14 protein-coding genes are annotated in these 16,077 nt (G+C 62.0%); 12 read left to right on the top strand and 2 right to left on the bottom strand.

The features are described 5' to 3' along the window. Positions 1-329: 329 nt before the first annotated feature. Entirely contained in the window at positions 330-848 is a 519-nt protein-coding gene (locus tag KGA82_RS27110; protein ID WP_008031552.1) for a DUF2062 domain-containing protein, read from the bottom strand. Between the two features lie 135 nt (positions 849-983). Between KGA82_RS27110 and KGA82_RS27105 the strand changes: the two genes are divergently transcribed. The 12 genes from KGA82_RS27105 (at position 984) to KGA82_RS27050 (ending at position 12,444) form a co-directional block, all read left to right on the top strand. Continuing rightward, entirely contained in the window at positions 984-3,206 is a 2,223-nt protein-coding gene (locus KGA82_RS27105) for a DNA internalization-related competence protein ComEC/Rec2 (protein ID WP_223453164.1), read from the top strand. 98 nt (positions 3,207-3,304) lie between these two features. Then, positions 3,305-3,943, top strand: a complete 639-nt coding sequence (locus tag KGA82_RS27100) for a MotA/TolQ/ExbB proton channel family protein (RefSeq protein WP_008045105.1) — start codon at positions 3,305-3,307, stop codon at positions 3,941-3,943. After that, complete coding sequence (locus KGA82_RS27095; RefSeq protein ID WP_008031559.1) at positions 3,940-4,371, top strand: ExbD/TolR family protein; 432 nt, start codon at positions 3,940-3,942, stop codon at positions 4,369-4,371. The genes KGA82_RS27100 and KGA82_RS27095 overlap by 4 nt, the downstream gene beginning before the upstream one ends. Next, complete coding sequence (gene lpxK, locus KGA82_RS27090) at positions 4,371-5,381, top strand: tetraacyldisaccharide 4'-kinase (protein WP_008031560.1); 1,011 nt, start codon at positions 4,371-4,373, stop codon at positions 5,379-5,381. The genes KGA82_RS27095 and lpxK overlap by 1 nt, the downstream gene beginning before the upstream one ends. Positions 5,382-5,405: 24 nt before the next feature. Continuing rightward, a complete protein-coding gene (locus KGA82_RS27085) occupies positions 5,406-5,591 on the top strand; it encodes a Trm112 family protein (RefSeq protein ID WP_007945752.1) in 186 nt (61 codons plus the stop codon). Further along, positions 5,588-6,352 carry a 3-deoxy-manno-octulosonate cytidylyltransferase gene (gene kdsB / locus KGA82_RS27080; protein ID WP_192420260.1) on the top strand — a complete coding sequence of 255 codons (765 nt, stop codon included), beginning with the start codon at positions 5,588-5,590 and terminating at the stop codon, positions 6,350-6,352. The genes KGA82_RS27085 and kdsB overlap by 4 nt, the downstream gene beginning before the upstream one ends. Next, complete coding sequence (locus KGA82_RS27075; RefSeq protein ID WP_223453163.1) at positions 6,352-6,822, top strand: low molecular weight protein-tyrosine-phosphatase; 471 nt, start codon at positions 6,352-6,354, stop codon at positions 6,820-6,822. Before kdsB ends, KGA82_RS27075 begins: the two co-directional genes overlap by 1 nt. After that, positions 6,819-7,838: a UDP-N-acetylmuramate dehydrogenase gene (gene murB, locus KGA82_RS27070; RefSeq protein ID WP_192420256.1), complete on the top strand. Its 1,020-nt coding sequence runs from the start codon at positions 6,819-6,821 to the stop codon at positions 7,836-7,838. The genes KGA82_RS27075 and murB overlap by 4 nt, the downstream gene beginning before the upstream one ends. Positions 7,839-8,085: 247 nt before the next feature. After that, positions 8,086-8,556, top strand: coding sequence for a (2Fe-2S)-binding protein (locus KGA82_RS27065; protein ID WP_223453162.1), 471 nt, complete (start codon positions 8,086-8,088; stop codon positions 8,554-8,556). After that, positions 8,553-10,874 carry a xanthine dehydrogenase family protein molybdopterin-binding subunit gene (locus KGA82_RS27060; protein ID WP_223453161.1) on the top strand — a complete coding sequence of 774 codons (2,322 nt, stop codon included), beginning with the start codon at positions 8,553-8,555 and terminating at the stop codon, positions 10,872-10,874. Before KGA82_RS27065 ends, KGA82_RS27060 begins: the two co-directional genes overlap by 4 nt. Beyond that, positions 10,874-11,857 carry an XdhC family protein gene (locus tag KGA82_RS27055; protein ID WP_223453160.1) on the top strand — a complete coding sequence of 328 codons (984 nt, stop codon included), beginning with the start codon at positions 10,874-10,876 and terminating at the stop codon, positions 11,855-11,857. Before KGA82_RS27060 ends, KGA82_RS27055 begins: the two co-directional genes overlap by 1 nt. Then, positions 11,854-12,444, top strand: a complete 591-nt coding sequence (locus tag KGA82_RS27050; protein WP_223453159.1) for an NTP transferase domain-containing protein — start codon at positions 11,854-11,856, stop codon at positions 12,442-12,444. The genes KGA82_RS27055 and KGA82_RS27050 overlap by 4 nt, the downstream gene beginning before the upstream one ends. Positions 12,445-12,623: 179 nt before the next feature. Here the strand turns inward: KGA82_RS27050 and rne are convergent, their stop codons facing one another. Further along, entirely contained in the window at positions 12,624-15,839 is a 3,216-nt protein-coding gene (rne, locus tag KGA82_RS27045; RefSeq protein WP_223453158.1) for a ribonuclease E, read from the bottom strand. Between the last annotated feature and the right edge of the window lie 238 nt (positions 15,840-16,077).

Genomic DNA, 16,077 nt, shown 5'->3' with positions numbered 1-16,077 from the left:
ACCACTCATCAGGCCGAGCGTTAGCTCGCCTTCCGCTTTTGATCTGAGCGCCCCCTCGAGAGGCCGAGTGGAGGTTCTGCGTAGTGGGCAACCCGGCATGGATGCCGGGTTAGCCGCCCCCGGCCATGGATGGCCGATGGCGGCGGGCCCACGGAGCAGGACCGGAGCGAGGGCATGGCGAGCCTTAGCGAGCCACCGAACGAAAGGGGCAAGAGCCCTTGGTTACTTGGGGCTCTTCCAAGTGACTCGCCGTAAGGGCGAAACCAATAGCCGCCGTCACCGCAGAAATGGATATGTACCCCCGATCCAATCCCGCCCAGCTACCGCATTCACAACATCCGCTTCTTCTTGCGTCGAGCCCACTGCCGACTCACCCACCACCGCCAATACATCATCACCAGGCAATAAGCGAGCGCCCCCAACACCAGCCCCACCACAACCGACCCCAGCAAAAACGGCTGCCACAGCGTAGACAGCTCCCCGCTGATCCACTCCCAGGTCAACTCATCCGGCAGATGACGAGCCGGGACATCCATCAACCACGCCCCGGTCTGGTACGTGCAAAAGAACACCGCAGGCATGGTGATCGGATTAGTCAGCCAGACCAGACTGACCGCAATCGGCATATTGCCGCGTACGACAATGGCCAGAACCGCCGCCACCAGCATCTGCAACGGAATCGGCAGGAACGCCGCAAACAAACCCACCGCCATCGCCCGTGCGACCGAGTGACGGTTGAGGTGCCAGAGGTTCGGGTCATGCAACAGCGTGCCGAGAAAGCGTAAGGATTTGTGTTCCCTGATGCTGATCGGGTCTGGCATGTAACGTTTGAATAAGCGCCGGGGCATAGGGCTTCTCGGTCGGTTAAGGCGGCAAGTATGTCTGGATTCTATGAGCCGCCCATTCAGACTTTGTGACAATTAATAACGATGCACGTGCCGCGAGCCGGCTATGCCTAGGAGGGGACTCTCAAGGACGGGCGTATGCGCACAGGGATGATGGCGCTGGCGTTGGGTCTGCTGGCCCTGCGTTTTTTGCCGGTATTACCGCCGGTCTGGTTATGGCTGGTGTTGCCCATAACGGGTTTGATGGCGCTGCCGTTTCGCACGTACCCATTGGCTTTTTTTCTGTTCGGCATCAGTTGGGCCGGCGCAAATGCGCAGTGGGCGCTGGATGATCGTTTGTCAGCGAATCTCGATGGCGAAACCCGTTGGGTCGAAGGGCGGGTGACCGGTTTGCCGCAGAACAATGACGGGGTTGTGCGTTTCGAACTGACAGACGTCCGGTCGCGACAGGCCAAGGTGCCGCAACGGATGCGCCTGGCCTGGTATGACGGACCGCCGGTCAACAGTGGTGAACGCTGGCGGCTCGCGGTGAAGTTGAAGCGTCCTGCCGGGCTGCTCAATCCTCATGCCTTCGATTACGACGCCTGGCTGCTGGCACAACGCATCGGCGCTACCGGAACGATCAAGGACGGTGATCGGCTCAGGGAAGCCCGATGGGCCTGGCGCGACAGCATCCGCCAGCGTTTGCAAACCGTGGATGCCCAAGGGCGAACCGGCGCGTTGATTGCGCTGGTGCTGGGGGATGGCGCCGGGCTGAGTCGTGAGGATTGGCGGGTGTTGCAAGACACCGGCACCGTGCATTTGCTGGTGATTTCCGGACAGCACATCGGTTTGCTGGCGGGGGTGGTTTACCTGCTGATTGCCGGACTCGCTCGTTATGGGGTGTGGCCGCACCGCTTGCCGTGGCTGCCATGGGCCTGCGCACTGGCATTCGCCGCCGCCCTTGGTTACGGACTGCTGGCAGGGTTCGAAGTACCGGTGCGACGGGCTTGCGTGATGATCGGCCTGGTGCTGTTGTGGCGCCTGCGATTTCGTCACCTCGGCGCCTGGTGGCCGCTGTTGCTGGCGCTCAACGCTGTTTTGTTGCTGGATCCGCTGGCGAGCCTGCAACCGGGTTTCTGGCTGTCCTTCGCCGCAGTGGCGGTGTTGATCTTCACCTTCGGCGGTCGCTTGGGGCCGTGGCGATGGTGGCAAACCTGGACCCGTGCTCAATGGCTGATCGCGATCGGACTGGGCCCGTTGCTCTTGGTGTTGGGATTGCCGATCAGTCTCAGCGGGCCGGTCGCCAATCTGCTGGCGGTGCCCTGGATCAGTTTGCTGGTATTGCCACCGGCTTTGCTGGGAACCCTGTTGTTGCCGCTGCCGTATGTGGGCGAGGGCTTGTTGTGGTTGGCGGGTGGGCTGATCGACTGGCTGTTCAAGGGCCTTGGGTTGATGGCCGGTCAATTGCCCGCGTGGGTGCCCACGGCGATTCCATTGTGGATATGGGCACTGGGCATGCTCGGCGCGTTTCTTCTGTTAATGCCTCGTGGTGTACCGCTGCGCCCGTTGGGTTGGCCGTTGTTGCTGTTGCTGGTTTTTCCACCACGGCCACTTTTGCCAGTGGGCATCGCCGAAGTCTGGCAACTGGATGTCGGCCAAGGGTTGGCGATTCTGGTGCGAACTCGCCATCACACGCTGCTGTATGACACCGGACCACGCTTCGGCGACTTCGATCTAGGCGAGCGAGTGGTCCTGCCAGCGATGCGCAAACTCGGCGTGAACGAACTCGACCTGATGTTGATCAGCCACGCCGACGCCGATCACGCTGGTGGTGCGCGAGCGGTTGCCAATGGTTTGCCGATAAAGCTGGTGCTCAGCGGTGATCCCTTGGCGCTGCCTGCCGAATTGCACGCCGATGCCTGCGAGAGTGGCCAGCAATGGACCTGGGACGGCGTGAGGTTTCAGCTCTGGCAATGGCCTTCGGCCACGGACCGCAATCAAAAATCCTGCGTGCTGCAAATCGAAGCCAATGGCGAGCGATTATTGCTGACCGGAGACATCGACAGCGCCGCCGAGCGCGCTCTGCTCGACAGCCCGCTCGCAGTGCCCACCGATTGGTTGCAGGCGCCGCACCACGGTAGCCGCAGCTCGTCGTCGATGGCGTTGCTCACTGCGTTGCAACCCAAAGCCGTGCTGATCTCTCGCGGCAACGGCAATTCGTTCGGTCACCCGCACCCCACGGTCATGGCCCGTTATAAAAAACGCGGTATGGAAATCCATGACAGCGCCGAGCTGGGCGCCATCCGTCTGCACCTCGGACGCTTCCATCCCCCGTGGACGATGCGTCAAGAACGGCGTTTCTGGCGTTCCACGCAATAACCGCGAGTTATGAAAGCCCGACCGGATGCGACATCACGGTCTTCGGTGCATCGACCCCCTATGTTAGAGTGGCGCACTTTTTCGAGGGGACTGTCACTGTGTGGGAATTGGTCAAATCCGGCGGCTGGATGATGCTGCCGATCATTCTGAGTTCCATCGCGGCCATGGCGATCGTCGCCGAGCGTCTCTGGACCCTTCGCGCCAGTCGTGTGACCCCGGAGCACTTGCTCGGGCAGGTCTGGGTGTGGATCAAGGACAAGCAACTCAATAAAGAAAAACTCAAGGAATTGCGCGCCAATTCGCCATTGGGCGAGATTCTGGCGGCAGGCCTGGCCAACTCCAGACATGGTCGCGAGATCATGAAAGAGTGCATCGAAGAAGCCGCCGCGCGGGTGATTCATGAGCTCGAGCGCTACATCAATGCGCTGGGCACCATCGCCGCCATGGCGCCGTTGCTGGGTTTGCTCGGCACCGTGCTGGGCATGATCGATATTTTCAGCGCGTTCATGGGGACGGGCATGGGCACCAATGCCGCCGTGCTGGCCGGTGGTATTTCGAAGGCCTTGATCACCACGGCTGCTGGTCTGATGGTCGGTATCCCGGCGGTATTTTTCCACCGTTTCCTGCAACGCCGCATCGATGAGCTGGTGGTGGGCATGGAGCAGGAAGCGATCAAGCTGGTCGAGGTGGTGCAGGGTGATCGTGACGTGGACCTGACCGAGGGCAAAAAAGCGTGAAATTCCGCCGCAAACCGCGGGAAACGGTCGACATCAACCTCGCGTCGCTGATCGACGTGGTGTTTATCCTGCTGCTGTTTTTCGTCGTGACCACTACCTTCACCCGTGAAACCCAGTTACGCGTCGATCTGCCCGAAGCGGTCAGCGGTTCGCCTGCCGAAGACCAGCAGGTCAAACACCTGGACGTGGCCATCAGCGCCGAAGGCGTGTTCTCGGTGAACAATCAGGTCTTGCAGAAGAACGATCTGACCGCGCTCATGGACGCGTTGCAAAAAGAATCCAACGGTGACACCAACCTGCCGCTGTCGATCAGTGCGGACGGCAAGACCCAGCATCAATCGGTCATCACCGCCATGGACGCCGCCGGTAAACTCGGCTTCAGTCACCTGCGCATGACCACTGTCGAGGCGGCGCAGCCCGCGCCCTGATGGCCATGTCCGATCGCTTGCTCGCCGCGTGGTACCAGGGTCATCCGGCCCTGAAGCTGTTGCAGCCGCTGGAGTGGCTGTACCGGCGCGTGGTGATGAACAAGCGCAAACGCTTTCTGGCGGGTGAGGGCGAGATTTATCAGCCACCGGTGCCGCTGATCGTCGTCGGCAACATCACCGTGGGCGGCACCGGCAAGACGCCGCTGATTCTGTGGATGATCCAGCATTGTCAGCGCAGCGGTTTGCGGGTCGGCGTGGTCAGCCGTGGTTATGGCGCCAAACCGCCGCAACTGCCATGGCGTGTCGAGGCCGATCAAAGCGCCGACATCGCTGGCGATGAACCGCTGCTGATCGTCCAGCGTACCGGTGTTCCGTTGATGATTGACCCGGACCGCAGCAGTGCGGTCAAAGCGCTGCTGGCGAGCGAACCACTGGACCTGATCCTCTCCGACGACGGCATGCAACATTACCGTTTGGCCCGCGACCTTGAACTGGTGCTGATTGACGCCGCCCGAGGCCTGGGCAACCAGCGCTGCCTGCCTGCGGGACCGTTGCGCGAACCGGTCGAACGCCTGCAAAGCGTTGACGCGGTGCTGTACAACGGCGCCACCGATGATCGCGACAACGGTTTTGCCTTCCAGCTGCAACCCACGGAACTGGTCAACCTGCACAGCGGCGAACGCCGTCCCCTCGACCATTTCCCAGCAGGCCAGGCGCTGCACGCCGTGGCCGGGATCGGCAATCCGCAGCGTTTCTTCACGACCCTCGAAACGCTACACTGGCAGCCAGTCCCGCATGCATTTGCCGACCACGCCGAGTACAGCGTGCAGGCCTTGAATTTCACACCGTCATTGCCTTTGGTGATGACCGAAAAGGACGCGGTGAAGTGCCGTGCCTTCGCCGCCGCCGATTGGTGGTACCTGGCGGTCGATGCTGCGCCATCGCCGGCCTTCGTGGCCTGGTTCGATACGCAGTTGATGCGCCTGTTGCCGGCTCGACTTTTGCCTTAAACCGTTTTTATCCAGGGAATGCTCATGGACACCAAATTGCTCGACATCCTCGCTTGCCCGGTCTGCAAAGGCCCGCTCAAGCTCAGCGCCGACAAAACCGAGCTGATCAGCAAGGGCGCCGGCCTGGCGTACCCGATTCGCGACGGCATCCCGGTGATGCTCGAAACCGAAGCTCGCACGCTGACCACCGACGAGCGTCTGGATAAATGACCACAGCCTTTACCGTTGTCATTCCATCGCGTTACGCCTCGACCCGCCTGCCGGGCAAACCGCTGCTGCTGATCGCCGGCAAGCCGATGATCCAGCACGTCTGGGAACAAGCGTGCAAAAGCAGCGCCGAGCGTGTGGTGGTTGCCACTGACGATGCGCGCATTGTCGAGGCGTGCATCGCGTTTGGTGCCGACGTGGTGCTGACCCGCGAAGACCACAATTCCGGCACGGACCGTTTGGCTGAAGTCGCTGCAAAACTCGGTCTGGCGTCCGACGCGATCGTGGTCAACGTGCAGGGTGACGAACCGCTGATCCCGCCAAGCGTGATCGATCAGGTCGCGGCCAACCTCGCAGCCCACACCGAAGCGCGCATGGCCACGCTGGCCGAGCCGATCGAAGATGTCGAAACCCTGTTCAACCCCAACGTGGTCAAGGTGGTCAGCGACCTCAATGGCCTGGCACTGACGTTCAGTCGTGCGACGTTGCCATGGGCTCGGGACGCGTTCGCGAAAAGTCGAGACGTGTTGCCGGAAGGCGTGCCGTATCGCCGCCACATTGGCATCTACGCCTACCGCGCCGGTTTCCTGCATGACTTCGTCAGCTGGGGACCGTGCTGGCTGGAAAACACCGAATCCCTGGAACAGCTGCGTGCGCTGTGGCACGGCGTGCGGATTCACGTCGCCGACGCGCTGATCGCACCGCCCACCGGCGTCGATACGGTTGAAGACCTCGAGCGCGTTCGTCGCCTGCTGGAGGCCTGATGCGGGTTTTGTTCGTTTGCCTGGGCAACATCTGCCGTTCACCCACGGCCGAAGGTGTGCTGCGGCACAAATTGCGCGAAGCGGGGCTGGCCGATCAAGTCGAAGTTGCCTCCGCCGGCACCGGTGACTGGCACGTCGGCAGGGCTCCGGACAAACGCAGCCAGGCCGTGGCCAAGCAGCGCGGCTACGACCTGTCGATGCAGCGCGCCCAGCAAGTGACCCGCGCCGATTTTTCCACGTACGACCTGATCCTGGCGATGGACAACAGCAACCTGAGTGACCTCATGGCGCTGCAACCTGCCAAGGGCAAGTCCAAGGCCGAATTGGACCTGTTTCTGCGCCGCTACCAGTCGCAAGTCGATGAAGTGCCGGACCCTTACTACGATGGCAACCAAGGTTTTGAGCAGGTGCTCGACTTGATCGAAAGCGCTTGTGATCGACTGGTGATCGAATTGAAGGGCCGGTTATGAGTTTGCAGGTTCAGCCACAGGTTTCGCTCAAGCCTTACAACAGCTTTGGCGTGGACGTTCAGGCCCGCTTGTTTGCCGAGGCTCACAGCGATGCCGACGTGCGCGAGGCGCTGGCCTATGCGGTGGAGCATGACGTGCCGCTGCTGGTGATCGGTGGTGGCAGCAACCTGCTGCTGACCGCCGACATCCAGTCGCTGGTGCTGCGCATGGCCACCCGCGGGATTCGCATTTTGAGCGACGACGGCAACAAGGTCGTGATCGAAGCCGAGGCCGGCGAGCCTTGGCATCCGTTCGTGCAACACACCCTGGCGCAGGGGTTGTCGGGTCTGGAAAACCTCAGCCTGATCCCCGGCACCGTCGGCGCGGCACCGATGCAGAACATTGGCGCCTATGGCGTGGAGATCAAGGACGTGTTCGCCGGCCTGACCGCGCTGGATCGCCAGACTGGCGAGCTGCGCGACTTCACGCTGGCCGAATGCAACTTCGCCTACCGCGACAGCCTGTTCAAACAGGAACCGGGGCGTTGGTTGATCCTGCGGGTTCGTTTCGCCCTGGACCGTGCCGAGCACTTGCATCTGGAGTACGGCCCGGTGCGTCAGCGTCTGACCGAGCAAGGCATCGATCACCCGACCGCCACCGACGTCAGCCAGGCGATTTGCAGCATCCGCAACGAAAAGCTTCCGGACCCGGCAGTGCTCGGTAACGCCGGCAGCTTCTTCAAAAACCCCTTGGTACCGGCTGCACTGGTCGCTCGGCTCAAAGGCGAATACCCGGACCTGGTGGCTTACGCGCAACCCGACGGGCAGATGAAACTGGCTGCGGGCTGGCTGATCGAGCGGGCAGGGTGGAAAGGTTTTCGCGAGGCCGACGCGGGCGTGCATAAGTTGCAGGCGCTGGTGCTGGTCAACTACGGGGCCGCGACTGGCCTGCAGTTGCTGAACCTGGCACAGCGCATCCAAAAGGACATTTCAGAACGCTTCCATGTCGATCTGGAAATGGAGCCCAATCAGTATTGAGGCTACGCTTTCAAGGCTGATCTCAAAGCCCTGCACATCTTCGATTGTGCAGGGCTTTTTTGTTAATGCTGGGTTAACTTAGCCCCCTAACGATGCAAGCATTTGCTCCATCAAGGGCCCGATGCAGACATCTCCGTCCGCATAAGAGAGCCTCATTAGCCTGAGTCGATCTGCGTGATGCCAACCGCTAATCCCCCAGCGGCAGATTGCTCGACCCCATAACCCATACCACTATGCGGGCGTGCCCATGATTACCCTGAAACTCAATGGTCAAGACCATCAACTCGATGTCACCGAGGACATGCCGCTGCTCTGGGCCATCCGCGACGTGGCCGGTTACAACGGCACCAAGTTCGGCTGCGGCATGGGCCTGTGCGGCGCCTGCACCATTCACATCGAAGGCGCCCCGGCGCGCAGTTGCATCACGCCGATCGGCTCGGTAGTCGGTCAGAACGTCAGCACCATCGACAACCTGCACGCCGACCCGGTCGGGAAAATCGTCCAGCAAGCCTGGCTCGACACCGCCGTCGCCCAGTGCGGTTACTGCCAGGGCGGGCAGATCATGTCCGCCACCGCACTGCTCAAGACCAACCCGAACCCGAGCGACGAACAGATCGAAGAGGCGATGGTCGGCAATATTTGCCGTTGCGGCACCTACAACCGCATCAAGACCGCCATCCGCCAGGCATCCACTCACCTGAAGGAAGCCAAGGCATGAGCCAGTTCCCGAATGATTTCGCCCTGAGTAACCTCAGCCGCCGCGGCTTCCTCAAAGGCGTCGGTGCCACCAGTGCGCTGGTGGTCGCCGCGAGTTGGGGCTGGCAGGACGCGTTCGCAGCCGAGAAGGAAAAGAAATTCGGCGCCGACGGCATGCCCAACGGCTGGATCGATGATCCGAAGGTGTACGTCAGCATCGCTGCGGATGGCACCGTGACCGTGGTTTGCAACCGTTCGGAAATGGGCCAAGGCGTACGCACCAGCCTGACCATGGTCGTGGCCGATGAACTTGAAGCCGACTGGGCGCAGGTGAAAGTGCAGCAGGCGCCGGGCGATGAAGTGCGCTTCGGCAACCAGGACACCGACGGTTCGCGCAGCATGCGCCACTGGTACGAGCCGATGCGCCGCTGCGGTGCTGCCGCGCGGACCATGCTCGAACAGGCGGCCGCCGAACAGTGGAAAGTCCCGGTCGGCGAGTGCCATGCGCAATTGCACAAAGTCATCCATAAACCGAGCGGTCGTGAACTGGGTTACGGCGCGCTCGCCGTCGCTGCCGGTGCGCTGGCGGTGCCGGCGCGTGACAGCCTGCGGCTCAAGGATCCGTCAGAATTCCGCTACATCGGCAAGGAAGGCACCAAGGCCATCGACGGTGCTGACATCGTCAACGGTCGCGCGATCTACGGTGCCGACGTGCATATCGACGGCATGCTTTACGCCGCAATTGCACGTCCGGCGGTGTACGGCGGCAAGGTCAAATCCGTGGATGACAGCGCGGCGCTGAAAGTCCCCGGGGTGGTCAAAGTCATCCAGATCGAAGGCCGTCCGCTGCCCTCGGAGTTTCAGCCGCTGGGCGGCGTGGCGGTGGTGGCCAGCAATACCTGGGCGGCAATCAAGGGCCGCGATGCACTGAAAATCGAATGGGACGACGGCCCCAACGCCAGCTACGACTCGATCGCCTATCGCAAGGAAATTGAAGCGGCGTCGCTCAAACCCGGCAAAGTGGTGCGCAATACCGGCAACATCGACCAGGCCATGAGCGGCGCCGACAGCACCCTCGAAGCCTCTTACTATCTGCCGCACCTGACGCAAGCGCCGATGGAACCGATGGTCGCCATCGCCCGTTTCAAGGATGGCGTGTGCGAAGCCTGGGCGCCAAGCCAGGCGCCGCAGGTCACCCGTGAACGAATCGGCGAACGCCTGGGCATTCCGTTCGATAACGTCACCTTCCACGTCACTCTGCTCGGCGGCGGTTTCGGCCGCAAGTCCAAGCCGGACTTCATCATCGAAGCGGCGATCCTCGCCAAGGAATTCCCCGGTAAGGCGGTGCGGGTGCAATGGACTCGTGAAGACGACATCCACTGTTCGTATTTCCACACCGTCTCGGCTGAATACTTGAAGGCCAGCCTGAACAAGGACGGCCTGCCGTCGGGTTGGTTGCACCGCACGGTAGCGCCGAGTATCACCGCGCTGTTCGCGCCGGGCATGAACCATGAGGCCGCTTTCGAGCTGGGCATGGGCTTCACCAACATGGCTTACGCGATCCCCAACGTGCGCCTGGAGAACCCGGAAGCGGCGATTCATACGCGGGTCGGCTGGTATCGCTCGGTGTCGAACATTCCTCACGGCTTCGCGATCCAGTGCTTTGTCGATGAGTTGGCGCACAAGGCCAAACAGGATCCGCTCAAGTATCAGATCAAATTGCTCGGCCCGGACCGTCAGATCGATCCGCGTACGTTGAGTGAAGAGTGGAACTACGGCGAGTCGCCCGAGCGCTATCCGATCGATACCGGGCGCATGCGCACCGTCCTTGAAACCGCCGCGAAAGCCGCGGGTTGGGGCCGAGAGTTGCCGAAGGGCCGAGGCCTGGGGCTGGCGGTGCATTACAGCTTCGTCACTTACGTGGCGGCGGTGATCGAGGTCGAAGTCAAAGATGACGGCACGTTGATCGTGCACAAGGCCGATATAGCGGTGGATTGCGGCCCGCAGATCAACCCGGAGCGGATTCGCTCGCAGTTCGAAGGTGCTTGTGTGATGGGGCTGGGCAACGCGGTGCTGGGCGAGATCAGTTTCAAGGACGGCAAGGTCCAGCAAGACAACTTCCATATGTACGAAGTGGCGCGCATGTCCCTGGCGCCGAAGGAAGTCGCCGTGCATCTGGTCACGCCGCCGGGCGTGGTGCCGTTGGGTGGTGTCGGTGAACCTGGCGTGCCGCCGATTGCGCCGGCGCTGTGCAATGCGATTTTCGCCGCCACCGGCAAACGCATCCGCAACTTGCCGGTTCGTTATCAATTGCAAGGTTGGCAGAAGGCCGAGGCTTGATGGACAGCGTCGATCTGAATGTCCTGCGCAGCGTGCTGGAATGGCGCCGCGCCGGTCAGCGAGTGGTGTTGTACAGCGTGGTCCAGACCTGGGGCACCGCGCCCCGGGCGCCTGGCGCGATGTTGGCCTTGCGCGAAGACGGGGTGGTGATCGGTTCGGTGTCTGGTGGTTGTGTCGAGGATGACTTGATCGCCCGGCTGCACGATGGCCGGATTCCGGCTGAGGGGCCGCCGGTGCAGTTGATCACTTACGGCGTCACTCGCGAGGAGGCCGCACGGTTTGGCTTGCCGTGCGGCGGCACGTTGCGCCTGACCGAGGAGCGAGTCGGCGACCCGGCTTGGGTTGCCGGGTTGCTGGCGAGTTGCGAGGCCCATGAAATCACGGCGCGCTCGCTGGATATCGCGAGCGGTGAAGTGACGTTGCAGCCGGCGACCAAGAACGATGCGCTGAGTTTTGACGGCACCACGCTGCGCGCCATTTACGGTCCGCGTTGGCGGTTGTTGCTGATCGGCGCGGGGCAATTGTCCCGTTATGTTGCCGAGATGGCACGGCTGCTGGATTTCGAAGTGCTGATCTGCGATCCACGCACCGAGTTCGTCTACGGCTGGGAAGAACAGCACGGGCGCTTCGTATCCGGTATGCCGGACGAAGCGGTGCTGAACATCCAGACCGACGAACGCACGGCCATCGTCGCGCTGACTCACGATCCGCGCCTGGATGACATGGCGTTGCTGACGGCGCTCGATTCCAGGGCGTTTTACGTCGGTGCGCTGGGTTCGCGGGTCAACAGCCTGAAGCGCCGGGAAAACCTCGCTCAGCTAGGCTTGTCCCAAGAGGCCATCGAGCGCTTGCACGGCCCGATCGGTCTGCACATCGGCAGCCATTCCCCGGCGGAAATCGCCTTGTCGCTGCTGGCGGAAATTGTCGCGATCAAGAACGGCGTCGAGCTGAAACAGAAGAAGCCGTTGCAGGAGGAGGCATGAGCGGGCCAGTCGGCGTCATCGTGTTGGCGGCGGGGCAGGGCACTCGGTTTCGACAGGTGGCGGGTGCCGACAGGGACAAGTTGCTGGCGGACTGTACGGGGCGCGATGGCGCCGTTCGTTCGGTGATCGAGCAGGTGTTGGTGAGTTTGCCGGCCACGCTGGCGAAACGCGTGCTGGTGACGACTGCAGATCGCCCCCAAGTGGCTCGTATGGCTCAGGCGTATGGTTTCGAGATTGTGCTGGTGGAATCCTCCGGCATGGGCGACAGCATTGCGGCTGGGGTGGCGGCGTGCCCGCAGCTCGGTGGCTGGTTGATTGTGTTGGGGGATATGCCGTTCATTCTGCCGTCGACGGTTGAGCAGGTGTTGGCGGGGATTGCTGAAGATGGGATCAGTGTTCCGGTGATCAATGGCGAATACGGGCATCCGGTTGGTTTCGGGCGAACGTTTGGACCGGGTTTGAAGGCGTTATCGGGTGATCGCGGGGCCAAGCCGTTGTTTGCGTCGGCAAGGGTGGTTGAGGTGGCGGTGGAGGATGCCGGGGTGTTGTGGGATGTGGATGTGCCTGAGGCGTTGGTTTTCGCCTGACACACCGCTTTCGCGGGCAAGTCGGATCGCCGCACCGCACGCTCCTACAGGTTTTGCGCCGATCACTGTAGGAGCGAGGCTTGCCCGCGAAGAACGATAACGCGGTCTAACTGTGGAACCGCCGGCATAAAAAAGCCCCGCCTGGGTTACCAGGCGGGGCTTTTTAGTGGCCGATGGAATCAGACGAGAGGTTTAGGCTCGTGCTCTTTTTCCTGGGCTTGCTCGTGTTGCTCTACCGCTTCCTGAACGGAGCGTGGAGCTTCGTCGATCACGGAGTCAGCGGGCTCGGCAGCCACTTCAGCAGCCGGGGCAGGAGCAGCCTCGACGACTTCAGCAACAACCGGTGCCACTTCGACAGCGACCGGAGCAGCAGCGGCAGCCAGTTCGGCTTCCTTCTGCAGACGCTCTTCTTCACGCTTGCGACGACGGACTTCACGCGGGTCGTTAGGTGCGCGGCCACTTGGTGTCAGGGCGCTGGCCGGGGCGGCTTCAACCACTGGTGCAGCCACTTCGGCGACAACAGGGGCTTCAACGACCGGAGCAGGCTCTGGTTCGGCAGCCACAACAACAGGCTCGACAACCGCAACTTCAGCGACTGGTGCTGGCGTTTCGACCGCTACCGGCTCGGCAACCCAGTTGAAAGCGGTTTGCTCTTCGCGAACTTCACGAACGGTTTCGGTCACGGTTTCAGCGACGGTTTCAACAACCGGCTCTGCAACCACGGCAGGCGTTTCAGCAACGACGGCAGGCTCGGCGGCAGCTTCGACTTCAGGCTGTGCTTCACGAACCGGAGCCACTTCGACTTCTGGAGCGGCAGTTACTTCTACAGGCGTGGTCGCTTCAACGACTGGCGCTTCGACTGGAGCAGTTTCCAGTGTGGCGGCAGTGGCGCGTTCGGCTTGCTCGTTGGCTTGTGCTTCAGCCGGAGCGCTGATCACGGTGCTGGCAACGGCTGCGGTAACAGCCAGGCCAGCGGCCAGATCGGCAGCGCTTGGTGCTTCGGCGCCTTCGTTACCTTCGGCGGACTCGGATTCTTCCGAACCTTCGATCACGTTGCCGTTGGCATCGCGTTGACGCTCGCGACGGTTGCTGCGACGACGCTGGCCACGGGAGCGGCGGCGTGGACGATCGCCTTCGGCGCCTTCCTGACCGTCTTCCTGCAGTTGCTCTTCGTTGCCGGTCAGCTCTTCTTCAGCAACGGCGGCAGCGGCTTGCTCGGCGCGTGGTTGACGCTCTTCACGCGGTGGACGTGGCGCACGCTCTTCGCGTGGCTGACGAGCTGGACGCTCTTCCGCAGTAGCGGTAGCGGCAGCAGCCGGAGCGGCGGCGTCCAGCGGTTCACGCAGTTCACGAACGCGTTCTTCACGCTCGCCACGTGGCTTGCGATCTTCACGAGGCGCGCGCGGAGCACGTTCTTCGCGAGGGGCGCGTGGTGCGCGCTCTTCACGTGGAGCGCGTTCTTCACGAGCGACTACCGGGGTTTCTTCACGGGCTTCGCGTGGCTCACGTGGTGCGCGTTCTTCACGCGGTGCACGTTCCTCGCGAGGCTTGCGTTCTTCATCGCGGCGACCGTTACGGTTGCGGCTCTGCTGACGGCCGTTGCGACGCTCTTCGTTGCGGGCCGGGCGCTCGGTGGTCGCTGGTTTTTCAACCACAACCGGAGCAGCAGGCTCTTCCTTGGTAGCGAACAGGCTGACCAGCGACTTCACCAGGCCTTTGAACAGGCTTGGCTCTGGCGCGGCGGCCGGTGCAGCAACCGGTGCGGCGACGACTTCGGTCGGAACCGGAGCGTTGGCGCGGGCCGGCGCAGTCTTGACCGCGGCTTCCTGGCGAACCAGGGTGCGGGTCGCAGCGGCTGGCTGGACTTCTTCGACTTCGGCAGCGGCAGCAGCGATTTCGTAGCTGGACTGGTTGATGCTGGCTTCCGGGCTGTCATCACGCAGGCGCTGAACTTCGAAGTGCGGCGTTTCGAGGTGATCGTTCGGCAGAATGACGATGCGGGCACGGGTGCGCAGTTCGATCTTGGTGATCGAGTTGCGTTTTTCGTTAAGCAGGAAGGCTGCGACCGGAATTGGCACTTGTGCGCGAACTTCGGCGGTGCGGTCTTTCAGGGCTTCTTCTTCGATCAGGCGCAGGATTGCCAGCGACAGCGATTCAACATCACGGATGATGCCGGTGCCGTTGCAACGCGGGCAAACGATGCCGCTGCTTTCGCCGAGCGATGGACGCAGGCGCTGACGGGACATTTCCAGCAGGCCGAAGCGCGAGATGCGGCCGACTTGTACACGAGCGCGGTCGGCTTCCAGGCATTCGCGGACTTTCTCTTCCACGGCGCGCTGGTTCTTGGCAGGGGTCATGTCGATGAAGTCGATGACGATCAGGCCGCCGATGTCGCGCAGGCGCAACTGACGGGCGATTTCTTCGGCGGCTTCAAGGTTGGTCTGCAGGGCGGTTTCTTCGATGTCGCTGCCTTTGGTGGCGCGCGCCGAGTTGATGTCGATGGACACCAGGGCTTCGGTCGGATCGATAACGATGGAACCACCGGAAGGCAGTTCGACGACGCGCTGGAAAGCGGTCTCGATCTGGCTTTCGATCTGGAAACGGTTGAACAGCGGAACGCTGTCTTCGTACAGCTTGATCTTGCTGGCGTACTGCGGCATCACCTGGCGGATGAAGGTCAGGGCTTCGTCCTGGGCTTCAACGCTGTCGATCAGCACTTCGCCGATGTCCTGGCGCAGGTAATCGCGGATGGCGCGGATGATCACGTTGCTTTCCTGGTAGATCAGGAATGGCGCGGAGCGATCCAGCGAGGCTTCTTTGATGGCGGTCCAGAGTTGCAGCAGGTAATCGAGGTCCCACTGCATTTCTTCGCTGCTGCGGCCCAGGCCGGCAGTGCGCACGATCAGACCCATGTCGGCCGGTGCAACCAGACCGTTCAGGGCTTCACGCAGTTCGTTGCGCTCTTCACCTTCGATGCGACGGGAGATACCGCCGGCACGCGGGTTGTTCGGCATCAGAACCAGGTAACGACCGGCCAGGCTGATGAAGGTGGTCAGGGCTGCGCCCTTGTTGCCACGTTCTTCTTTTTCAACCTGAACGATGACTTCCTGGCCTTCGCTCAGGACGTCCTTGATGTTGACGCGGCCTTCAGGGGCTTTCTTGAAGTATTCGCGGGAGATTTCTTTGAGGGGCAGGAAGCCGTGGCGCTCGGAGCCGAAATCGACAAAGGCAGCCTCAAGGCTTGGTTCGATGCGAGTAATCCGGCCTTTATAGATGTTGGCCTTCTTCTGCTCGCGTGCACCGGATTCGATGTCCAGGTCGTAGAGGCGTTGGCCATCTACCAGTGCAACACGCAACTCTTCGGGTTGAGTTGCGTTAATCAGCATTCTTTTCATGTAGTACCGTCGGTTTCCGGGCTGCCGGAAACGGCGTTCGGCACACACGACTTCTCATGGTCGGTGTCAGGTGCGTCGGGAGTGGTTGGCCATTCCCGTGTCTAGCGAAGTCCGGCCAATGTGGGCCTTCGTCGCGACGTACGCGTCCTGCTTGCTGTGGCTACTTAAGCACTCAGTCAGGAGGAGGAATCAACCGGCGGCTGTGGACGAGATGAAGCGTCTTGATAAAGCCTATTGC

The sequence above is a fragment of the Pseudomonas sp. BF-RE-22 genome (assembly GCF_019956155.1).
In the GTDB taxonomy this organism is placed as follows: Bacteria; Pseudomonadota; Gammaproteobacteria; order Pseudomonadales; family Pseudomonadaceae; genus Aquipseudomonas; species Aquipseudomonas migulae.
The sequence above is the reverse complement of the archived record's forward strand: the minus strand, read 5'-3'. Positions and strand labels throughout refer to the sequence as shown.